The sequence below is a fragment of the Mesorhizobium sp. GbtcB19 genome, from assembly GCF_019091085.1.
Lineage (GTDB): Bacteria > Pseudomonadota > Alphaproteobacteria > Rhizobiales > Rhizobiaceae > Mesorhizobium.
Genome location: NZ_JAGXJY010000001.1, coordinates 228,366 through 244,555, shown reverse-complemented (window position 1 = coordinate 244,555; position 16,190 = coordinate 228,366). Strand labels below are relative to the sequence as shown.

The window sequence follows — 16,190 nt, the reverse complement described above, 5'->3', positions numbered from 1 at the left end:
CGCCCATGGCGTCTGACCTGGAGCGCCTTATCGTCTCGCTCGAGGCGCGCACCACCCAGTTCAACAATGCCCTCAACAAATCCAACCAGATTGCAAAAAAACAACTCGGCGATATTCAGAAGAAGTTTGCCGAGACGAATAAGAAATTATCCGAGGGCATCAAATTCGGCGGCTTCTCGGTTGGTGGCATAAACGACCTGAAGGCTGGCGCGGCAGGTTTTGCTGGTGCCTTTGCGGTCGACAAAATCAAAGACTATGCCGACGCCTGGACCGAGGCAGGCAACAAGATTGCCGCTTCCTCTGTGGTCAGCGGACGGTCGGCGCGCTCGCTTGATGACCTCAACAAGATAGCGACGGACACGCGCTCTGGGCTGACGGAAACCGTCGACCTCTATGCAAAGCTCCTGCGCGCTACCACAGGCGTTGCCAAAAGCGAGCAGGAAGTGGCGACTGCCACCGAGGTCGTCAACAAGGCGTTTAAGGCCGGCGGCGCCGAGGCAAGCGAGCAGGCGGCAGGCATCCTGCAGCTTAGCCAGGCGCTTTCCAGCGGCATCGTGCAGGGCGACGAGCTGCGCTCCATTCGCGAGAACGCGCCGCTCATTGCGCAGGCGATCGCAAGCGAATTCAAGACCACCATTGGCGGCCTCAAGCAGCTTGGCGCGGACGGCAAACTGACCGTCGACCGCGTGTTTAAAGCCATCCTCGACGCGAAGCCGCTCATCGACAAGGCGTTTGATTCCACTCAGGCCACTATCGGCGACAATCTCGGCCTCGTGAACAACGCGCTCACGGCGTTCGTCGGTAAGCTTTCCGATGTCACTGGCGCCGGCGGCGCGGTCAAACAGTTCCTTGGCCACGACCTGGTGGATGCAGTCAATAGCATTTCGACGGGGCTCGAGAACGTCAAGAACAGCGGCGCAATCGAGTTTCTCGGCCACATTGTCGACGGCTTAAACAAGATCAACGAGCTTTCTCAGAGCATCGGCAAGGCGAGCGCGGGCGGCGGGATAGTGCCCAATCTGGCTAAGGCGATGAGCGGCGACGGCATCGCCAAGCAATTCAATGACGCCGGCAAAGATATTGAGCAGCTATTCGACCGCCTGCAGCGGGCAGCGGATGCCGGCGTCATTTCGAAGGAGCAAGCAGATGCATTCGCCAACCTTCGCAAGCAGCTTCGCGACGGCACTATTGACGCGGACGGCGCTGCGAAGGCCATCCATTCGATAGCTGACGGCACGCCTGCCTTGGCAGACCTGGCTGGCAAGTTCGATGCTATCGTGGTTCGGGTGAGGGCGCTTACGGCCGAGGCCGAGAAGGCTGCTGCTGCAACAGCCAAGATTGCATCGGACAAGACTCTTGCCGATCTTGGTGCGGGTGAGGATGCGGATAAGGCTGCGTCGCGCAAGTTCCAAGCGGAATCCAAGGCGTATGGTGATTTCGTTGGAAAGCAACTAGCCGACTCCAACCGCTCTGATTTGCAAAAAGACATCGATGAGCGCGCCGACAAGATCAAGGCGGCGGCTGACCAAATCGGCGTCGCAATGACAGCTGCCGCAGCGAAGATTCTGGCTGCAAAGGAACTAGCAAACGAGGAAATTGCCAAGTCGGCCAGCCAATCGGTCAATGGCGCGGTCGGTCTGATCAAGGACTTCGAGGGCTTTGTATCAACCGCAAAGTGGGATCGCAATGCCTTCCGTGCTGGCTACGGCTCGGATACCGTCACTCTGGCCGATGGTACGATTCAGAAAATCACCGAAGGCATGTCGGTTTCGGTGGCGGATGCCAACCGAGACCTGGTGCGCAGGATCGGCGAGTTTCAGGACGGCATCAAGAAACAGATCGGCGCGGACACCTTCAACAGTTTCGATGACAAGCAGCAGAGCGCTCTTCTAAGTATTGCTTATAATTACGGCAGCCTGCCAGACCGCATCGTAGCTGCAATTAAGACGGGCAATCAGGAAGCGATAGTCAAGGCAATCCGCGGGCTTGGCGCGGACAATGGTGGCATCAACAAAGAGCGCCGCAACAGCGAGGCCGATCTCTTCCTAAGCGGCGCACCGTCTGGTGTACAGAAGGCCGTTAAGGCCGACGACAGGTTCGGCAAGAATCTGACGGAGACGCAGGCACAAATAGACCTCCTGAACAAGGAGGCGCAAGCGCTTGGCCTCGTTAATCCGCTTGTCAATGACTATGGCTATGCGCAGTCCAAGGCCGAAATAAAGCAGAAGCTTCTCAACGACGCGATGCAGAACGGCGTGGAAATCACGCCAGAGTACGCTGCGAAGATTGACGACCTGGCCGAGAAGTACGCCACGGCGGACGCCGCTCGCAACAAGATGCAGCAGGGCGTTGAAAACCTCAGCGCCAAAATGGCCGCATCGTCTGAGCTCGGAAAAAGCGTCCTTGGTGGTTTCCTTCAGGACTTGCGCGATGGCAAGACGGGTGCCGAAGCCTTTTCCAATGCCCTTGGAAAAGTAGCAGACAAGCTCGCAGAAATCGCACTGAACAACCTGTTTGACGGCGGCACGTTTGGCGCCACGCCAGGCAGCGCGTTGCTTGGCACGCTGTTCGTGCTCGGCGCGACAAACGACAATTTCCAACACGCAAGGAGCGCAGCTTGAGCGCATTTTATGCAAGGGCTTACGCCGATTGCGTCGAGCTTCTGACCGACGGAGCAATGTACGTGCCGGATGGAACGCTGGTCGATATCAGGGAAAAGATCTGGCGCTCAGCCAGCCTTCCAATCGCGGTCACCGGACGCGGCTCAGCAGCCTTCGCGGCGCTAGCCGAGACCATACTCGACACCCCTGCAGATACGGTCGACGCACTGGTTGCCTCGACGCAGGCGCGGCTTGAGCGCCTCAAAGCTGTCTATCTTGCCGAGGCGTGCGAGCTACTGCTTGTCGGGATTTCCGAAAGCCGCGGGCCGCGTCTGTGGTTCGTCACTACAACCAGCATCTATCCCGAGTACGAGCCGTTCGTGCTCCACGACGTTGGCTCGGAGTTCGGCGGCGGCAACGCGCTGGCGCCTGAAGAAGTCGCCAACCTACCCAGCGCTGAGAACGGCCTTGCCGAGCTAGCCATGCCGCTGTTCGAGGCTATGCGGCGCAAGCCGGGCCTCAATCCCACCGTGCCGCATCTGCCTGGCGTCTACGGCATCGGCGGTCACCTCGACCACACGGTAGTAACAGCCAGCGAAACCAGCACGACCCGGCTGCATACTTGGGCGGATGTCGTCGGGCATAAAATCGACCCATTCGCCGATGTCGGCATCATCACCCACGACGACGGCAGCACCTTCGATGACGGATCCGGCTACGACCAGTAGCGCTGCCTTCCTACAAAAACCCGACACCTTGCTGCCCGCTTCGCGCGGGCTTTCTTTTGGAATTTTCTTGAAATGGTTCAATTAGCAAACACCGTTTGGCGTGACTTCGTGACGGATGGCGTACCGGCCAGCGGCAACTGGAAGCCGCAGAAAAAAGACGCACGCCAGTGGGGCGCCTGGATTGAGGGCGTCGTTACGGCGTTCACCTCTAACGGCGGCCTCATCTACACAAGCCTGGCGGCGATGAATGCCGACCTGACGCCTGGCGCGAATTCGTCTGCGTGGGTTGTTGGCGATGCGACTGTCGCCAACAACGGCATCTATCGCAAGATCGGCGCGACGGGCACCGGATCGTGGTCGCGCGTCACCGATCTGCCTTACAGTTTCATTAAGGCGTCTAATGTCGGCGCAGGCACCGCTAACGCCATCGTTGCAATGACCGCGATTCCGCTGCCGGCGAATGATGCCGCGACGCTGATCGCGCTCAACATCACCACCAACAACACTGGTGCTGCAACGGTTGCATTTAACGGCGGATCGCCGCTGACGATCAAGACCAACAGCGGCAACGATGTGGCCGCAAACTACTTGGTCGCGGGCGCCGTCGTTGCAGGCTACGTTTCGGCTGGCACGTTCCGTCTGCTGTCTGATGTGGCCTCTGCGGCGGACCGCTCTGCGGCCGAGACTGCAGCAACCAACGCAGCGGCAAGCGCTGCGGCTGCGGCAGCTTCTGCCAGCAGCATCAACCTGCCCAGCCCGGTCGCAAGCACGTTCCTCGTGAGGAACGGTGGCAACACCGCCTATGATGCGAAGAACTTTGCCGATGTGCGGGATCTTCTCAACACGGCGCCCTACGTTGCTGATCGGCCCAGTCTGAGAGCTCTCGACATCCTCAAGGAAACGACCGCCATCATGACCGGCGATCGCCAGGGTGTCTGGGTCTTCCAAGACGATGATCTCGCCACCGAGTCGCTCGCCGACACGTCCGAGAACACCTATGTCCGGCCGGCCTCGTCCCAGGCCAACATCTTCCCGTCCACCTGGGACATCGTCACGGCGTTGCCTGGCGTTGTCGGCGTAGCCAAGGCCAACAATGTCGTCGCTGGTCCCTATGCCTCTCGCCAGGCTGCCTCCATCAAGGAGGATGCCTCCAATGGCCAGCACGTTGCCTATGCCACGTTCAGCTTCACCACGGGTGTCACTTACACCCTGTCGACTTATGTGAAGCAGGGCGTCGGATCCCGAAACATCCAAATGTCGCTGGGCAATGCGTTCCCAGCGACTGCTCAGGTTGCAACCTTCAATCCCTCCACCGGTGCGGTCGTTGCAGCGGGTGCTGGCCTGACGACGGCTGTCACCTTGATCAATGGCTTCTACCGGGTCAGCATTACCGCCACGGCCAATGCGACAATCTCGGCCTCGCCGTCGATCAGCATGGCCAGCGGCACCGCTGCATCATATGCCGGCGATAACACTTCGCTGTTCTACGTGACCGGCCTGAAGCTCGAGACGGCAGCCGCGCCTTCAACGCTCGGCGCCTGGAAGTTCAACTCGGCTCGCTTTGTCGGCCAGTTTCCGACACCGGCGCTGCGCACCGTCGAACAGAAGCTTTGGGACCGTGCAGATCTTCGCGACTGGAACGGTCTCGACCTGACCGACACGAACGACAACGCCACCTTGTTCCAGGCGGCGGTCAACGCTATGGGTGGGACCGGCAGCAAGCTCTATGTGCCCGCGGGCAAGATAGTCCTTGGCTCAACTGTCAACATCCCTGATGCGTGCCATGTCGAGGGTCCGGCGAAGGAGGGCGGCTACTTCAACGCGAAGTCCGCGTTCTTCCACTTCGGACATACGGGCGTCGGGTTCAAGATCAATACCAACCTGGGTTCTCGCTCGCTGAAGAACCTCAACACGTACCGGACCCAGCCGACGCCTGGTGCTGGTGCCTACACGCCGACTGCCCACGATTACGATCTCGACATCGAGGGCGGGCAGGACATCGAGTTGGAGAACATCAATTTCCTCAACCCGACCAAGGCGATCAACATTCGCGGTAACCAGACTACGTCGGCGCCATGCGGGCGCATCTCGATGAAGGGATTGCGCGGTCAGCCCCTGACCGAAGGCATCCGCATGACGCATTGCACCGACGTTTGCTACCTGGACGAAATTCATTTCTGGCCCTTCTGGAGCGCCAACGCCCAGGTTGTTACCTACATGCGTGCCAACCTGGGCGCCTTGATCATGGGGCGCGTTGACAACCCCAAAATCGGCCGGTTCTTCAGCTGGGGCGCTTTTCGCGGCCTGAACATCTACCAACAGGGTGCGCTAGGGTCGCTGCCGATAGGCACCGTTGGCCGGCTACACGCCTCGGTGTTCGAGGCCGACAACTGCAATGTTGGCCTGTTGATTTCAGGTACGGGTGTGACGGCCGATTTCGGAGCATTTCATTGTGCCTCCGATCCGGCTTCCCCCGCGGTCTCGAACGAGTCTTTGGTTTGGCTGCTGGGCAACAATGCGGACATCTATATCGGGGCTCTTCGCGGTCAGTACACAAACGGCGCGCTCGTAGCGATCAACGGCAGCGGCAATCTAGTCACGATTGATCGCTCGCAAAGTGCCGCGATCGATGCTGACGCCAATGGTCCTGCAGAGTTCGCTGTCGACGCAGGCAACAAACTTCGGCTGTTGTCGCAGCCAACGACAAGCGCAGCGACCCCATACAGCTCGACTGGGGAAATTCAGGTCAACGGGCAACTTTCCGCGACTGGAACGTGGGATCCGGCGTCGACTGCCAATGGGGCTTCAAGCTCCACGACGATCACCGTTACGGGAGCGGCGGTAGGTGACATGGCCTTGGCTTCACTTTCCACCGTCACGGCTGGCAACTGGCACATTTCGGCCATCGTCACGTCCGCCAACACGGTGACCGTGTCGCTCGAAAACGTCACCGGCGCCACCGTAGACTTGGCGAGCGGCACGCTGAAAGTCAGCGTGTTCAAGCGGTGACGCAGAAAGGGGCAAGGCATAGTGCCCGCGATCGCTTTCGTGCTCCCCACCGGCATTGTGGTGGCGCTAGCTTGGCCGTTTAGGTGGCAAAAGCCGTTATGTTGGCTGGTATCTTAACGAATTCTCTCCCCAATCGTTGGTGCAGGGATACAAACAGGCTATCGTCAACTCTATGTAATGCCTGACGTTGCGTTTCGATTCGTTGAAAGGAGGATCCGATGCACGATAGCAAAGTCGTTGCGAACCGCTTCCTCGCTCGCGCAAGGGAACGGGGCGACGCGATAACGCCGATGCAGCTTTTGAAGCTGGTTTACATCGCCCACGGCTGGATGCTTGGGTTGTATGGTCGGCCTTTGATCAGAGACGATGTGCAGGCGTGGCAATACGGGCCCGTCGTACCGAGGCTCTACAATGCCATACGCCAGTTCCGCAGTCAGCCTGTGGTGGGTCCGCTGCCTTGCCCGGACGAAGATCTAGATCCGCAGGAAAATAGCATTATCGATCAGGTCTACGATATCTACGGGCCGCTTTCCGGTCCGGAGCTCTCGAGGATGACGCATGCTGCGAACACGCCTTGGCAGTTGACCTACCGTCCGAACCAATTCGGGCTCGTGATTTCCAACGATGTTATTGAAGATCACTACCGCAGAAGGGCTGCTGAAACGGGCAGCACACCGGATTGACAGACGACGAGCAAGATGGCGGGGGTGAGCTCAAGCGCATCCCCGTCCTCTCCCGAGAAGACAGACCAAGGCCGCTCGTGCTGCCGGGTAGCGATACCGGGCTAAAGGAAGCGAACCTTCTCGGTAAGAACCTCACAGAAGAAGAGATTGCGAGTGCCGCCGCCAACAGCGAGCACAATCGAACAGAGAAATTCCGTGACCACTTTGAGCATATCGCGATATGCGGACTTTGGCTCGTGGCCGCCCTTGTGCTAGCCGCCGCTCTGGCTTGGTTCTGGCATTTGATCACGCCGGAATCGTGGCATTGGCTGACGGCCGATGCGGTCGGGAAGCTTCAGAACCTGCTCACCGGTGGCATTTTCGCGACGCTCGCTGCCGGGCACCTCAAAAAGAGGATGTGAGGAGTCCGAGCGCGATGCGCGAATAGGGATCACACCGAGCGGCCCGCGAACCGGCGCTGGACTGGTAACGGCAGCGGGTAGCGGGCCAATTTAAGAAGGGGGCGGGCCGCAAACAGCCATAAAAGCGAGCGCACCCTCTTTGTCGAAGCTTGTGGTCTCCACCGAGTGTTTGGTGGCGGCCGATATCGCGTCGAGGTTCTTCTGCAAACGATCCGTTACGAGCCGCACCTTATCGCCGCCGAGCTGCTCCAGTTCGAATTTCAAAAGCGCTAGATCGAGCGATGCGAGATTGATCTCCCTCAGCGCCTCATGAGTGTTTTGTGAGTCGGTCGCGGCGGCTATAAGTTGCTGGCGGATAAGCTCGCACTGTTGCCGCGAAATTTCCATGGCGTTAGTGCCGCTTGCCGCACCGACAAATATCGTTAAAACTGCGGAAGCCCTTAGCGCTAACACCCTGAAATCCCCAATTGTCTGGCTGCAGCGCATCGCATGGCGACACCGTTTCCGTTCAACGAGAAGACCCGAAACGTCTCATCGTTATTGCAGGTCGCAGTGATCGTGCCGTCGCCTAGGCGCCGAGCGTCGACAACAAGTGGGCACGCGTCAGATGGAAAGTTGCCCTGGATGACTTCTTGCGCGACCTCTGCCGGCTCACCGTCAGGTGCTCGGCTGAACTGCGCAAAGGCAAAAGACGACGTCATCATAATTGCAATGCCGATGGCGAGAGCAACCCTTCGGCCGGTCATTGGCCACCTGGACGGCTCTCAGCCGAACGCTTGCCGCAGCGGGAATTGTCAGTCGCTCGGCTTTCGTCCGTCGGACAACTGCCTGTGTAACCACCGCCGCCAGCGCCCGACTTGTATTGCTGGATAACAGCAACACTCCGCGCGCCGTCACCCTCAATGTGAGTGTTGTTGCTGTTCGGATTGAAAGGGTCGACGGTTTGCAGAAGCTGGTTGGTGTGGTTGGCGTCGCCCGACGCTAAGGTCATGGTGTCGTAATTGTTGAGATAGTCGGCGGCGCAGCCCGACATTGCAAGCGCGATTGCAAGCCAAGATAGCTGCTTGAGGTGCATTTCCCCCCATCCCCCTGGCAAGATACTTGCATAGGGTGCGTTACTTGGCAATCTTCTAATAGACAATAGGGGGTATACAGTTGATCCGGTTGCTTTCAGGCACTCTCGCGACACTGAACGCGGTTTTCGCGGTGCTCATAACGCTTGGCGGCGGGTCTCGCCAGTTGGCGGCACATGCATGGGCAAGGCGCCGGGCACTTGGTGTTAGTTATCGCCCCTTGGCTGGTGGCGGGCCTCGCCGTCGCGGCCGCGGTGTGCCGCACGCTCGCAACACTGGTCCTGATCGGGAACCATCTGCACAACTTGCTGACGGTAGCCGAGCGAGACCAACGAGCGCGAAAGTAGGCGCTATCGCTTCTTTCGCACCTCTTCCTGAAGCTTCCGAACTGTCTCGGCCAGCTTGCGCACCTCGCCATGGACTGTGTCATAGCGAGCCTCAAGCTGGCTGATTTTCACGTCATAGAATGCGCGCACGGCGTCGACAGCCGCCTTGATTGTCGCTTCGTCGGTCATTGGTCCATCCATCCTTTGTGCTGTCTCAATGTAGGCCTTCGCAAGGAATTCCATCGTTGTCGCGGTCGAGCTTTCCACCCCAAGAGCAGTTCTGCAAATACCAATTCGCTTCGTCGCACGAACTGATCTGCTTGCATATCCGTGGCGACCGTCACGAAGATTAGACGTCGCGGTACACTCGCCCATCGGCGAGCGCGTGAGCGCTTGGCGCCGGTGCGCTGACGGCACCGGTCAGAACGGTTATCGTAGCGGGATTTGTCCAAGCCCTCTCCCCCGACGCGAGGAGAATGCTCCGATATGAGGCATACGTCTAACTGCTCTGGGACGCGCGCCCACGCGAACGGTCAATCAGCCATCAAGCGTTTGCATGGCACATTTGGGGATCTGATTCTTAGATGATGCAGCATGCGACGCCGCTCTTTCCTCATCAGTCCGGCAGAGCGGCAACATCGTGATCGTGAAGCCGGCATTGCGCATGCATTTTTCCATGTATCGCTCTCGGAGCGACCCGTTGACGTCATAGGTCTGTGCCGTGGCTGGGATGTTGACACCGCCGGACTGATTGCAACTGGTCGTGCTTCCATATGTGTGGCAATCGATCGTGCCGGGAATGTTGAGCCCGGGTTTGATGTCGGTTGCCATGGTCTGGGGAATTTCCTTGAACGAGGCAATGCGGCACTGGTCGAGGGCAGCTTGTATCCCCGGCGCTGTTACGCCCGGCTTCGAGAGATACCTGTATTGCTGATTGGCGGTGGTGCAAGCGGTCAGTGCTAGGCCGATAAGCAATAATGCTCGAATTCTGCGCATATACCCCCCCAATTTTTACTTGGACAGAAAGCAGGCTGCCTCCTTCCCAAACCGCCACCGTCTCCCGCGCGCAATCAACAGTAGTTTGGTCTGACGAGCAACTGCAAATTCGATTGCCGAAAAACTATTCCAAGCAATAGCGCCAACCGTCCCGCGCTCGCGCGTCTGGAGGCTTCGGCCGGCCGAGCTGGCTCGTCACTCATAGCAGCTTGATCGGTTCGATAAGGCCGGCATGGTCGTTGGGCTGCTTGTTGATGGCGGCTACGTTCACCTCTCGGCCTACGCGATAGAATTGCAGTTGCCCGTCGATGTCGTGGCTGAGAATGTCCTTTAGGTCGACCGCCGGCGTCTTCGGATCAAGCCATGCGTCGTAGCAGGCAGGATCGAGAATGAGCGCCTGCCGATCGTGAACCTGGTTGACGGGCGCCGCCGACGGTTCCGTGATGATCGTGCAACTCGTCACGTCGAGATTCGAATTATACGCCCATAGGCCTGCGAACGAGAAAGGCGCGTGCCCCGGCTGGAAAATGTGCCAAGGGTCTTTGCCACCGTCCGCCGGGCTCTTGGTCCATTCGTAATAGCCATCAGCCGGGATCAGGCAGCGTTTCGATTTGAAGGCGTCCCGAAATGCCGGTGTCGTATCGACGGTCTCGATGCGGGCATTGAACGTCTGCCCCTTGGGCATTTCCTTTGCCCAAAATGGCACCAGCCACCAGCGGCCGGAGCGGACCTTGTGGTTGCCGTCGTCGGCGGCCGTGATGAATGGGACTTCATCGGTCGGTGCAATGTTGTAGCGCGGCGCGTCGTTCCGACCGACATCGGCCGGCGCGGTCAGCCGATAAAGACGATGGATTTCCGACCACGGCAGATATCTGGTGTAGCGTCCGCACATTGGCGCTAATCACTCCATGTCAGGGAACATCGCCGCTTATAAAAAAGGTGTTTGGGGATCCATAGTCCCCAAGCGCCGGATCGGCATCCCGGCTCCAAGCAATAACGCCGACGTACTTGCCTGCTAGGGCTTTGGCAGTCCGGATTGCCCGCTCTTCACTTTGCTGATCGGCCGGGCCGTACATCGGAAACAGCTCGCCATCCTCGCCGCGGTCAAAGCGACCACGACAATGAGTTTCGGCTTTTGCTCCGGAAGGACGTGGGTGGACATTCAACAGCCTTTCTCAATTGAGCGGCGCTGATCCCGCTTCAAGCGCGTCGATCGCGTCGAGCACCGCTTGGCGTTTAGGCTCTATGGGGTCATTCGGGTGGAAGCCAGCGAGCGACAGCGACGTGTAGGCAACCGTTACAGCGCTGACGAGTTCCTGCGCCTTTGAACTATCTGGAACCTCCGCAGTGGCGGCGAGCGCCAGAAAAAATACCCGATTGTCCCTAAACTCCCCTTGGCCATCCTCCGCCTGGATGATCTCGCGCATTCGCGCCAGCGCGGTTGCGCGGTCCGCTAGCTCCGTCTCAGGATCGTGGAGCAGCTGCAGGCCGCTGACCTGGCTGCGCTTCTCGTCCGACCAGCCTTCGCAACATGCATTGATGGCGGCATTGCTTGCCGCCCACCAAATCTCGGCCGCAGCATACTTGTCTTCCGATGGCTCTTGATCCGGCGGAAAGCCCATATCGTCCCACCGCTCAACGGCGAACGAGCCACTGGCGGCATCCTCTGCTGTCACGCCAGCGCGGTCGAGCACCGCTGTTGCAGCGGCGATGCCGCGCTGCTTTTCCTCCGCAGTCGCACTCCTGGCATCCATAAACATGCTCATGACTGCCTCCTGTGGCTGCCCTGCCCACAGTGAACAAAATGAGAACACTAGAGTCAAGAGGCTCTTGACGGCATAGGACTATGTTCATCATCTCAAGGTATGCCGGAACAACCCGAGAAGTGGCCGCGAGGTGCGGCCTGGACGCTGAGTTATGCCCATGATGCCGGGCAGATCGCTCGCATCTCATGCGGCCACTGCAACATCAAGCGCTTCTACAAGCCGGCTGAGTTATGCGAGGTCGTCGGCAACGTCACGATCGACGAGGTGCGCGAAAAGGTGCGGTGCCAGAGGTGTGGCAGTGGCGAATGGATGGATGCCGAGCTATTTCATCCGACCGGTGAGCAGGCGCACACGATCCGATACCGGCGCCTGGTGCAGATCCGTTGGGAGAAGCGCGTGATATGGCGTGACGAGTAGCGGGGGATTCTCCTACTCGTCACTGTTCTGGTTGTCGTTTTCATCATCGGATTGGCTGTTCCGATTTGTGTCGTCTGCTTGCTCTTCAACGTACGCTTGGCAGCCCTCGTTGAACGATCGGCTGTCCGCGTCACAATCCCGCTCGTCGGTGATGTCGTTTCTTGCCGCCCAATCATATCCGGCCTCGTGCCCCGAGCAGTCGTCGGTGCAATCGTAGCCGTGGAACGTCCCTTGCGCGTTTGCTGGGGCGGCAAGCAGTGCGGCCAGCGCAAGGGCGCCTGCCGCGGCAAGAATCTTGATCATCACAAAACACTCCAATCAAAGCCCCGGCGTCGGGTATTTTGTGACCTTGGCGAAGATGAGGCTGCCGACCCTAGCCCCAATCCTGATCAGACGTAGCGGGCGGGCCTGATCAGACGTAGCGGGCGGGCGATTCCGGTTTCTAACGGCGTTCGCTTCGTCGATGCAGACGGGGGCCGGATGCGCCGCAGTCCTCGCATCGCATGACCACCCGCCTCTCGGGTGCCACATGCGGCCTTACCTCATTGCTTGTGCAAAACGGGCAAGGCTCCCCAATCACCGTGCCGCGCGCTTTTTGCCGACGCTCTTAGCTGGCTTTGTTGCGGCTTTCCGCCCCAACCCGATCGACTTCGCCAATACTGATCGTTGAGCAGCATAACTCGGCGCCACCATCGGGTAATCGCGCGCCAAACCCCACTTCTCACGATACGCTTCCGGCGTGAGGTCGTAGGCCATCAGATGCCGCTTCAGCGACTTGAACTTCTTCCCGTCCTCGAGGCAGATAATGTAATCGGGGAATACAGATCGCTTCGGGTTGACTACGGGGACTAGGGCTGGTGTCTCGGGCTCGGCCGACTGTCCGATCTTTGACAGCGACGAATTCACGCTTTCGATCAACTCGGGCAAAGACGCCACCGGCACCGCGTTGTTGCCGACGTAGGCAGACACGATGTCGGCGGTGAGCGCGATCAACTGGTCGTTGTTGCCAATCTCGTCGGTCATTGGATCTCCTATCAGCTAGCAGAAATAGCGCGTTCTATTAGCATATTCTCAAATACAGCCCCGTCGAGCCGCGAGTTAGTAGCGGATACTGCTGACCATTTTTGGGTGTTTTATCAAATGCAATTGAATGATGCACCCTTATTTTGCAAAGAACATACTTTGTGGGCTTGGGGTTTGTGGAGCTTGGGGTGGATATCGGCATTTTTGAGTATTGCTTTCAGCGTGTTAGTTTAGAGCAAAACGAAATACCGCCGGCTGACAACGGCGTGTCGAATTCGACTGATAAGCCCGTGACATTTTGGGAAGACGATGGTCCGACTACGCGGGACATGGAGGTCGAAAAACAGGAGGCTGAAAAGGCGCTGCAGAGGTGGCAGTCGTCGTACGAAAGCATAGGTGACGTGATTTCGCGCAAGAGTTAGTTCAATTGGAAACTTTGCATCTTATCCGGCGGAAGGCAGCGCTGATACCGATTGCGCCTTACCTTTACGTGATCTATTGCGGCAGTACACGGGGTATGGGATGCGAGCTGGTATAGTCCGATCATCGGAACTCGGTGATTTTGTCAGGGAGTGCGACAATAGAGGGGGGCCGCAGCATCCCAATTGCGTAGAGTTCATTCGCGACTTCAAGCTGCAGTTCGACACACTTGTCGACCAGTCGATTGATCCGTTCTCTGAAGCTTACGTGGCGCAACAGGTGGCGCTCTACGAGGAATTGGCCTTACGCAAGCTCAACCAGGACGACGGCGAACAGGCAGCAGTTGGCATCGAGGAACGCGTCAACACGCCGAATCCCTACGGCCACGCCCACACTGCATTTTTGGCAAAGCACTCTCGCGCGGTGTTGTCTGCGCTAATGGCCGCCAACGTGCCGCCAGCCGCCAAGATTTTGGATATGGGCAGCGGCTGGGGGCTCAGTTCCGAGATCATGGCCTTTTGTGGCGTCGAGGTGACGGCAGTCGACATCAACCCCGACTTTATTGAGCTTAACCGCCGACGCGCCGAACGTCTCGGATTGCCGATCAAGGCGTTTCATTCGACCTTTGACGAGTTTGAGACGGCTGAGCGCTTCGACGCTGCGCTATTTTACGAATGCCTACACCACGCTGTGCGACCTTGGACAGCGATCAAACGCGTCGGCAGCCTTCTCAAGCCGGGTGGCAAGGTGGTTTTCACCGGTGAGCCTATCAACGACAACTGGAAGAATTGGGGACTGCGCACAGATCCGCTCGCTGTCTATTGCATCCACAAATTCGGATGGTTCGAAAGCGGCTGGTCGATGTCGTTCCTTCATTCGGCATTTGATAGGGCCGGCTTTCGACTTTCAATCGCGCAGGGTGTTGGCACGGACAACGGTCCGATAGGGGTAGCAGTCCGCAAAGATGAGGCTGATGGCCACGACTTCACTATTGCAGCACCCTACATGACGGCGTTGAGCCAGCTTCATGAGGCCTTGGGAAGGCGCCCGTCGGCGCGTCGACCGACGGCAGTGCTGGCGGCTCTTCGCCGCATTGCTGTCGCACCAGTCAGTCGATTTCTTCGGCCCTGAATCTACGCTCTTGCAGAGTCAATTCGCCGAACCATTTTCTCGGATTGCCACAGCACCACCCAGAGCAGGAAGCTATGTGATTTGCTAGCTTCTCGTGTCGTTTGGGATTGTCGCCTGGTCGGTCAAAAAACGAATAAATTCGCCTAGCCTTGGCCTTCATGCGCAGAAGGTCGCGCCTGCGCCGAGCTCTTTTCTTTTCCATATCCGCTCCGATCTTGGAGTGCGCCAGCAAGGCGCGCTCGTGGGATCGGAGAGATGGATTTAATAGGCATCGCTAGTCTTTAGACAATCGGTGCCGCGGCAGTCAACGAGGCTGGGGGCCGTTCATCATGGCAACTGGGGCACTTCACGGTCGCACCAGGACAGCCGATGCGGTGCGTGCCGGATGGGCAGCATTCGCCGTGCGTTCGCTCCCATTCCGGGCAAAGGTAGATGACACCAGCACCATGGCAGTGTGGGCAGTCAGCGGTCATCCGATTCCTTGCTCGTCAGCGCCATCCTCTTTCTCTCCAGATCCGTCCGCCGCCCGGTGCCCTCGGCCAGCCGCCCAGACCAGCCAAGCGGGTTTTCCCACCACGGCAGCGCCTTGATCGCGTCAGGCACGGGCAGTGTGTTGATGGCTGCAATAAGGGGCTCTTGCGGCACATTGGTGTAATGCCGGCTCATGCCGTCTGCCACGTGCCCAAGGATCTGGTCCTTGATGTGCGCGTGTACCCCATTGACCACTAATTGGGTCGATACCGAATGGCGTGCCGTGTACGGGCTGATGTCATTTTCACCGGTCCGCCGACGGGCACCCTGTATGGCTGATTTCAAACCGCCGCCACCATCGGCCACTGTGCTGTAGGGCTTGCCCCGTGGCGTGCGGAACACGCGCTTGTCGGTAGCCAAATTTCTGCGCTTAAGCAGCGCCTCGAACAGCGGCACCAGCACCTCGTGCATCGGCACACCACGCGGCTCATCGGTCTTGCTGTTGCGGATGACGATCCAGCGCCCAGCGACGTTGATGTCCTCTGCCTCGAGCGCAAAGGCCTCAATCGGCCGCAGACCGGTGTAGAACAGCGTCAGCATGAGCATGGCCGGCGCAGGGCTGATGGCTGCGAGGAAGGCAGCGGCGCGGCCGTAGTTCACTGGCTTGGTACCGCTACGTGTCGCAGTCAAACGAGGCGCATTAGTTCCCTTGCGGCGTCGAGGGCGAAGCCAAGGGCGCGGCTTGGCCAAGTCTGTTTTTGCGGCATGATTCCATACCGCTATGAACGGCGTGTAGACCTGCCGGTTTCGGGTCTGCGGAAGCATGTTCGGCAGTAATTCTTGCGCCAGGGCGTCCAAGTGGTCCTGCTTGATGTCACGCAACCTGGTCTGGCCGAAGCGATCGATTAGTGGGGTCAGAAATCGGTTGGATCCGCCGCGAGCCAAGTAGGCTTCGGCAGCTTCGCCGAACGTCGCCACGGCATCTTCGCCGTGGATGCTTTGCTCCAAAAGACGGTGCTCTGTCTTGATGCGGATTTCGTCCGCAAGCGCCTTGTTTGAAACCTTGGTTGAAAAATAGACGCGGATGCCTCGCACAGTGCCGCGAATGTACCAGATCTTGCCGCGCCGAAGCAGTTTGAGGGCCAT

Annotated in this window: 18 protein-coding genes and 1 pseudogene; 8 read left to right on the top strand and 11 right to left on the bottom strand. The window is 58.8% G+C overall.

Going from position 1 to position 16,190, the window contains the following annotated elements; genetic code table 11:
* The first annotated feature begins 5 nt into the window (after window positions 1-5).
* The 5 genes from KVT37_RS01140 (at window position 6) to KVT37_RS01120 (ending at window position 7,421) form a co-directional block, all read left to right on the top strand.
* Entirely contained in the window at window positions 6-2,621 is a 2,616-nt protein-coding gene (locus KVT37_RS01140) for a tape measure protein (protein WP_217568813.1), read from the top strand.
* Complete coding sequence (locus tag KVT37_RS01135) at window positions 2,618-3,328, top strand: hypothetical protein (protein ID WP_217568810.1); 711 nt, start codon at window positions 2,618-2,620, stop codon at window positions 3,326-3,328. The genes KVT37_RS01140 and KVT37_RS01135 overlap by 4 nt, the downstream gene beginning before the upstream one ends.
* A 72-nt stretch (window positions 3,329-3,400) precedes the next feature.
* Window positions 3,401-6,337 (top strand): hypothetical protein, encoded by a 2,937-nt coding sequence (locus KVT37_RS01130; protein WP_217568808.1) that lies wholly within the window; start codon window positions 3,401-3,403, stop codon window positions 6,335-6,337.
* A 218-nt stretch (window positions 6,338-6,555) separates the two neighbouring features.
* Entirely contained in the window at window positions 6,556-7,020 is a 465-nt protein-coding gene (locus KVT37_RS01125; protein WP_217568806.1) for a Panacea domain-containing protein, read from the top strand.
* Window positions 7,017-7,421 (top strand): hypothetical protein, encoded by a 405-nt coding sequence (locus KVT37_RS01120; protein ID WP_217568804.1) that lies wholly within the window; start codon window positions 7,017-7,019, stop codon window positions 7,419-7,421. The genes KVT37_RS01125 and KVT37_RS01120 overlap by 4 nt, the downstream gene beginning before the upstream one ends.
* A gap of 90 nt (window positions 7,422-7,511) precedes the next feature.
* Here the strand turns inward: KVT37_RS01120 and KVT37_RS01115 are convergent, their stop codons facing one another.
* The 8 genes and pseudogenes from KVT37_RS01115 to KVT37_RS01085 form a co-directional block, all read right to left on the bottom strand.
* Complete coding sequence (locus tag KVT37_RS01115) at window positions 7,512-7,808, bottom strand: hypothetical protein (RefSeq protein WP_217568802.1); 297 nt, start codon at window positions 7,806-7,808, stop codon at window positions 7,512-7,514.
* A 355-nt stretch (window positions 7,809-8,163) separates the two neighbouring features.
* Entirely contained in the window at window positions 8,164-8,496 is a 333-nt protein-coding gene (locus KVT37_RS01110; protein WP_217568801.1) for a hypothetical protein, read from the bottom strand.
* Window positions 8,497-8,844: 348 nt separating this feature from the next.
* The gene (locus KVT37_RS01105) at window positions 8,845-9,009 is read right to left on the bottom strand and encodes a hypothetical protein (RefSeq protein WP_217568799.1); all 165 of its coding nucleotides are present in this window, start codon (window positions 9,007-9,009) and stop codon (window positions 8,845-8,847) included.
* Between the two features lie 25 nt (window positions 9,010-9,034).
* Window positions 9,035-9,136 (bottom strand): excalibur calcium-binding domain-containing protein, encoded by a 102-nt coding sequence (locus KVT37_RS33435; protein WP_308642548.1) that lies wholly within the window; start codon window positions 9,134-9,136, stop codon window positions 9,035-9,037.
* A gap of 221 nt (window positions 9,137-9,357) precedes the next feature.
* On the bottom strand, window positions 9,358-9,816 hold the full coding sequence (locus KVT37_RS01095; protein WP_217568797.1) for a hypothetical protein: 459 nt from the start codon (window positions 9,814-9,816) through the stop codon (window positions 9,358-9,360).
* Window positions 9,817-10,015: 199 nt separating this feature from the next.
* A complete protein-coding gene (locus KVT37_RS01090) occupies window positions 10,016-10,708 on the bottom strand; it encodes an SOS response-associated peptidase (RefSeq protein WP_217568795.1) in 693 nt (230 codons plus the stop codon).
* Between the two features lie 19 nt (window positions 10,709-10,727).
* Window positions 10,728-10,978, bottom strand: a pseudogene (locus tag KVT37_RS33430) (hypothetical protein).
* 13 nt (window positions 10,979-10,991) lie between these two features.
* Window positions 10,992-11,582: a hypothetical protein gene (locus KVT37_RS01085; RefSeq protein WP_217568793.1), complete on the bottom strand. Its 591-nt coding sequence runs from the start codon at window positions 11,580-11,582 to the stop codon at window positions 10,992-10,994.
* A gap of 99 nt (window positions 11,583-11,681) precedes the next feature.
* On the opposite strand from KVT37_RS01085, the gene KVT37_RS01080 reads away from it, so the two are divergent.
* Window positions 11,682-11,999 carry a hypothetical protein gene (locus KVT37_RS01080; protein WP_217568791.1) on the top strand — a complete coding sequence of 106 codons (318 nt, stop codon included), beginning with the start codon at window positions 11,682-11,684 and terminating at the stop codon, window positions 11,997-11,999.
* A gap of 12 nt (window positions 12,000-12,011) precedes the next feature.
* Here the strand turns inward: KVT37_RS01080 and KVT37_RS01075 are convergent, their stop codons facing one another.
* Both KVT37_RS01075 and KVT37_RS01070 read right to left on the bottom strand, forming a co-directional pair.
* On the bottom strand, window positions 12,012-12,302 hold the full coding sequence (locus KVT37_RS01075; protein WP_217568788.1) for a hypothetical protein: 291 nt from the start codon (window positions 12,300-12,302) through the stop codon (window positions 12,012-12,014).
* A gap of 273 nt (window positions 12,303-12,575) precedes the next feature.
* Entirely contained in the window at window positions 12,576-13,022 is a 447-nt protein-coding gene (locus KVT37_RS01070) for a MucR family transcriptional regulator (RefSeq protein ID WP_217568786.1), read from the bottom strand.
* Between the two features lie 188 nt (window positions 13,023-13,210).
* Between KVT37_RS01070 and KVT37_RS01065 the strand changes: the two genes are divergently transcribed.
* Window positions 13,211-13,444, top strand: a complete 234-nt coding sequence (locus KVT37_RS01065; RefSeq protein WP_217568784.1) for a hypothetical protein — start codon at window positions 13,211-13,213, stop codon at window positions 13,442-13,444.
* A gap of 100 nt (window positions 13,445-13,544) precedes the next feature.
* Entirely contained in the window at window positions 13,545-14,573 is a 1,029-nt protein-coding gene (locus KVT37_RS01060; RefSeq protein WP_217568782.1) for a bifunctional 2-polyprenyl-6-hydroxyphenol methylase/3-demethylubiquinol 3-O-methyltransferase UbiG, read from the top strand.
* Window positions 14,574-15,035: 462 nt separating this feature from the next.
* On the opposite strand, the gene KVT37_RS01055 is transcribed toward KVT37_RS01060, so the two are convergent.
* Window positions 15,036-16,190, bottom strand: coding sequence for a tyrosine-type recombinase/integrase (locus tag KVT37_RS01055; protein ID WP_217568780.1), 1,155 nt, complete (start codon window positions 16,188-16,190; stop codon window positions 15,036-15,038).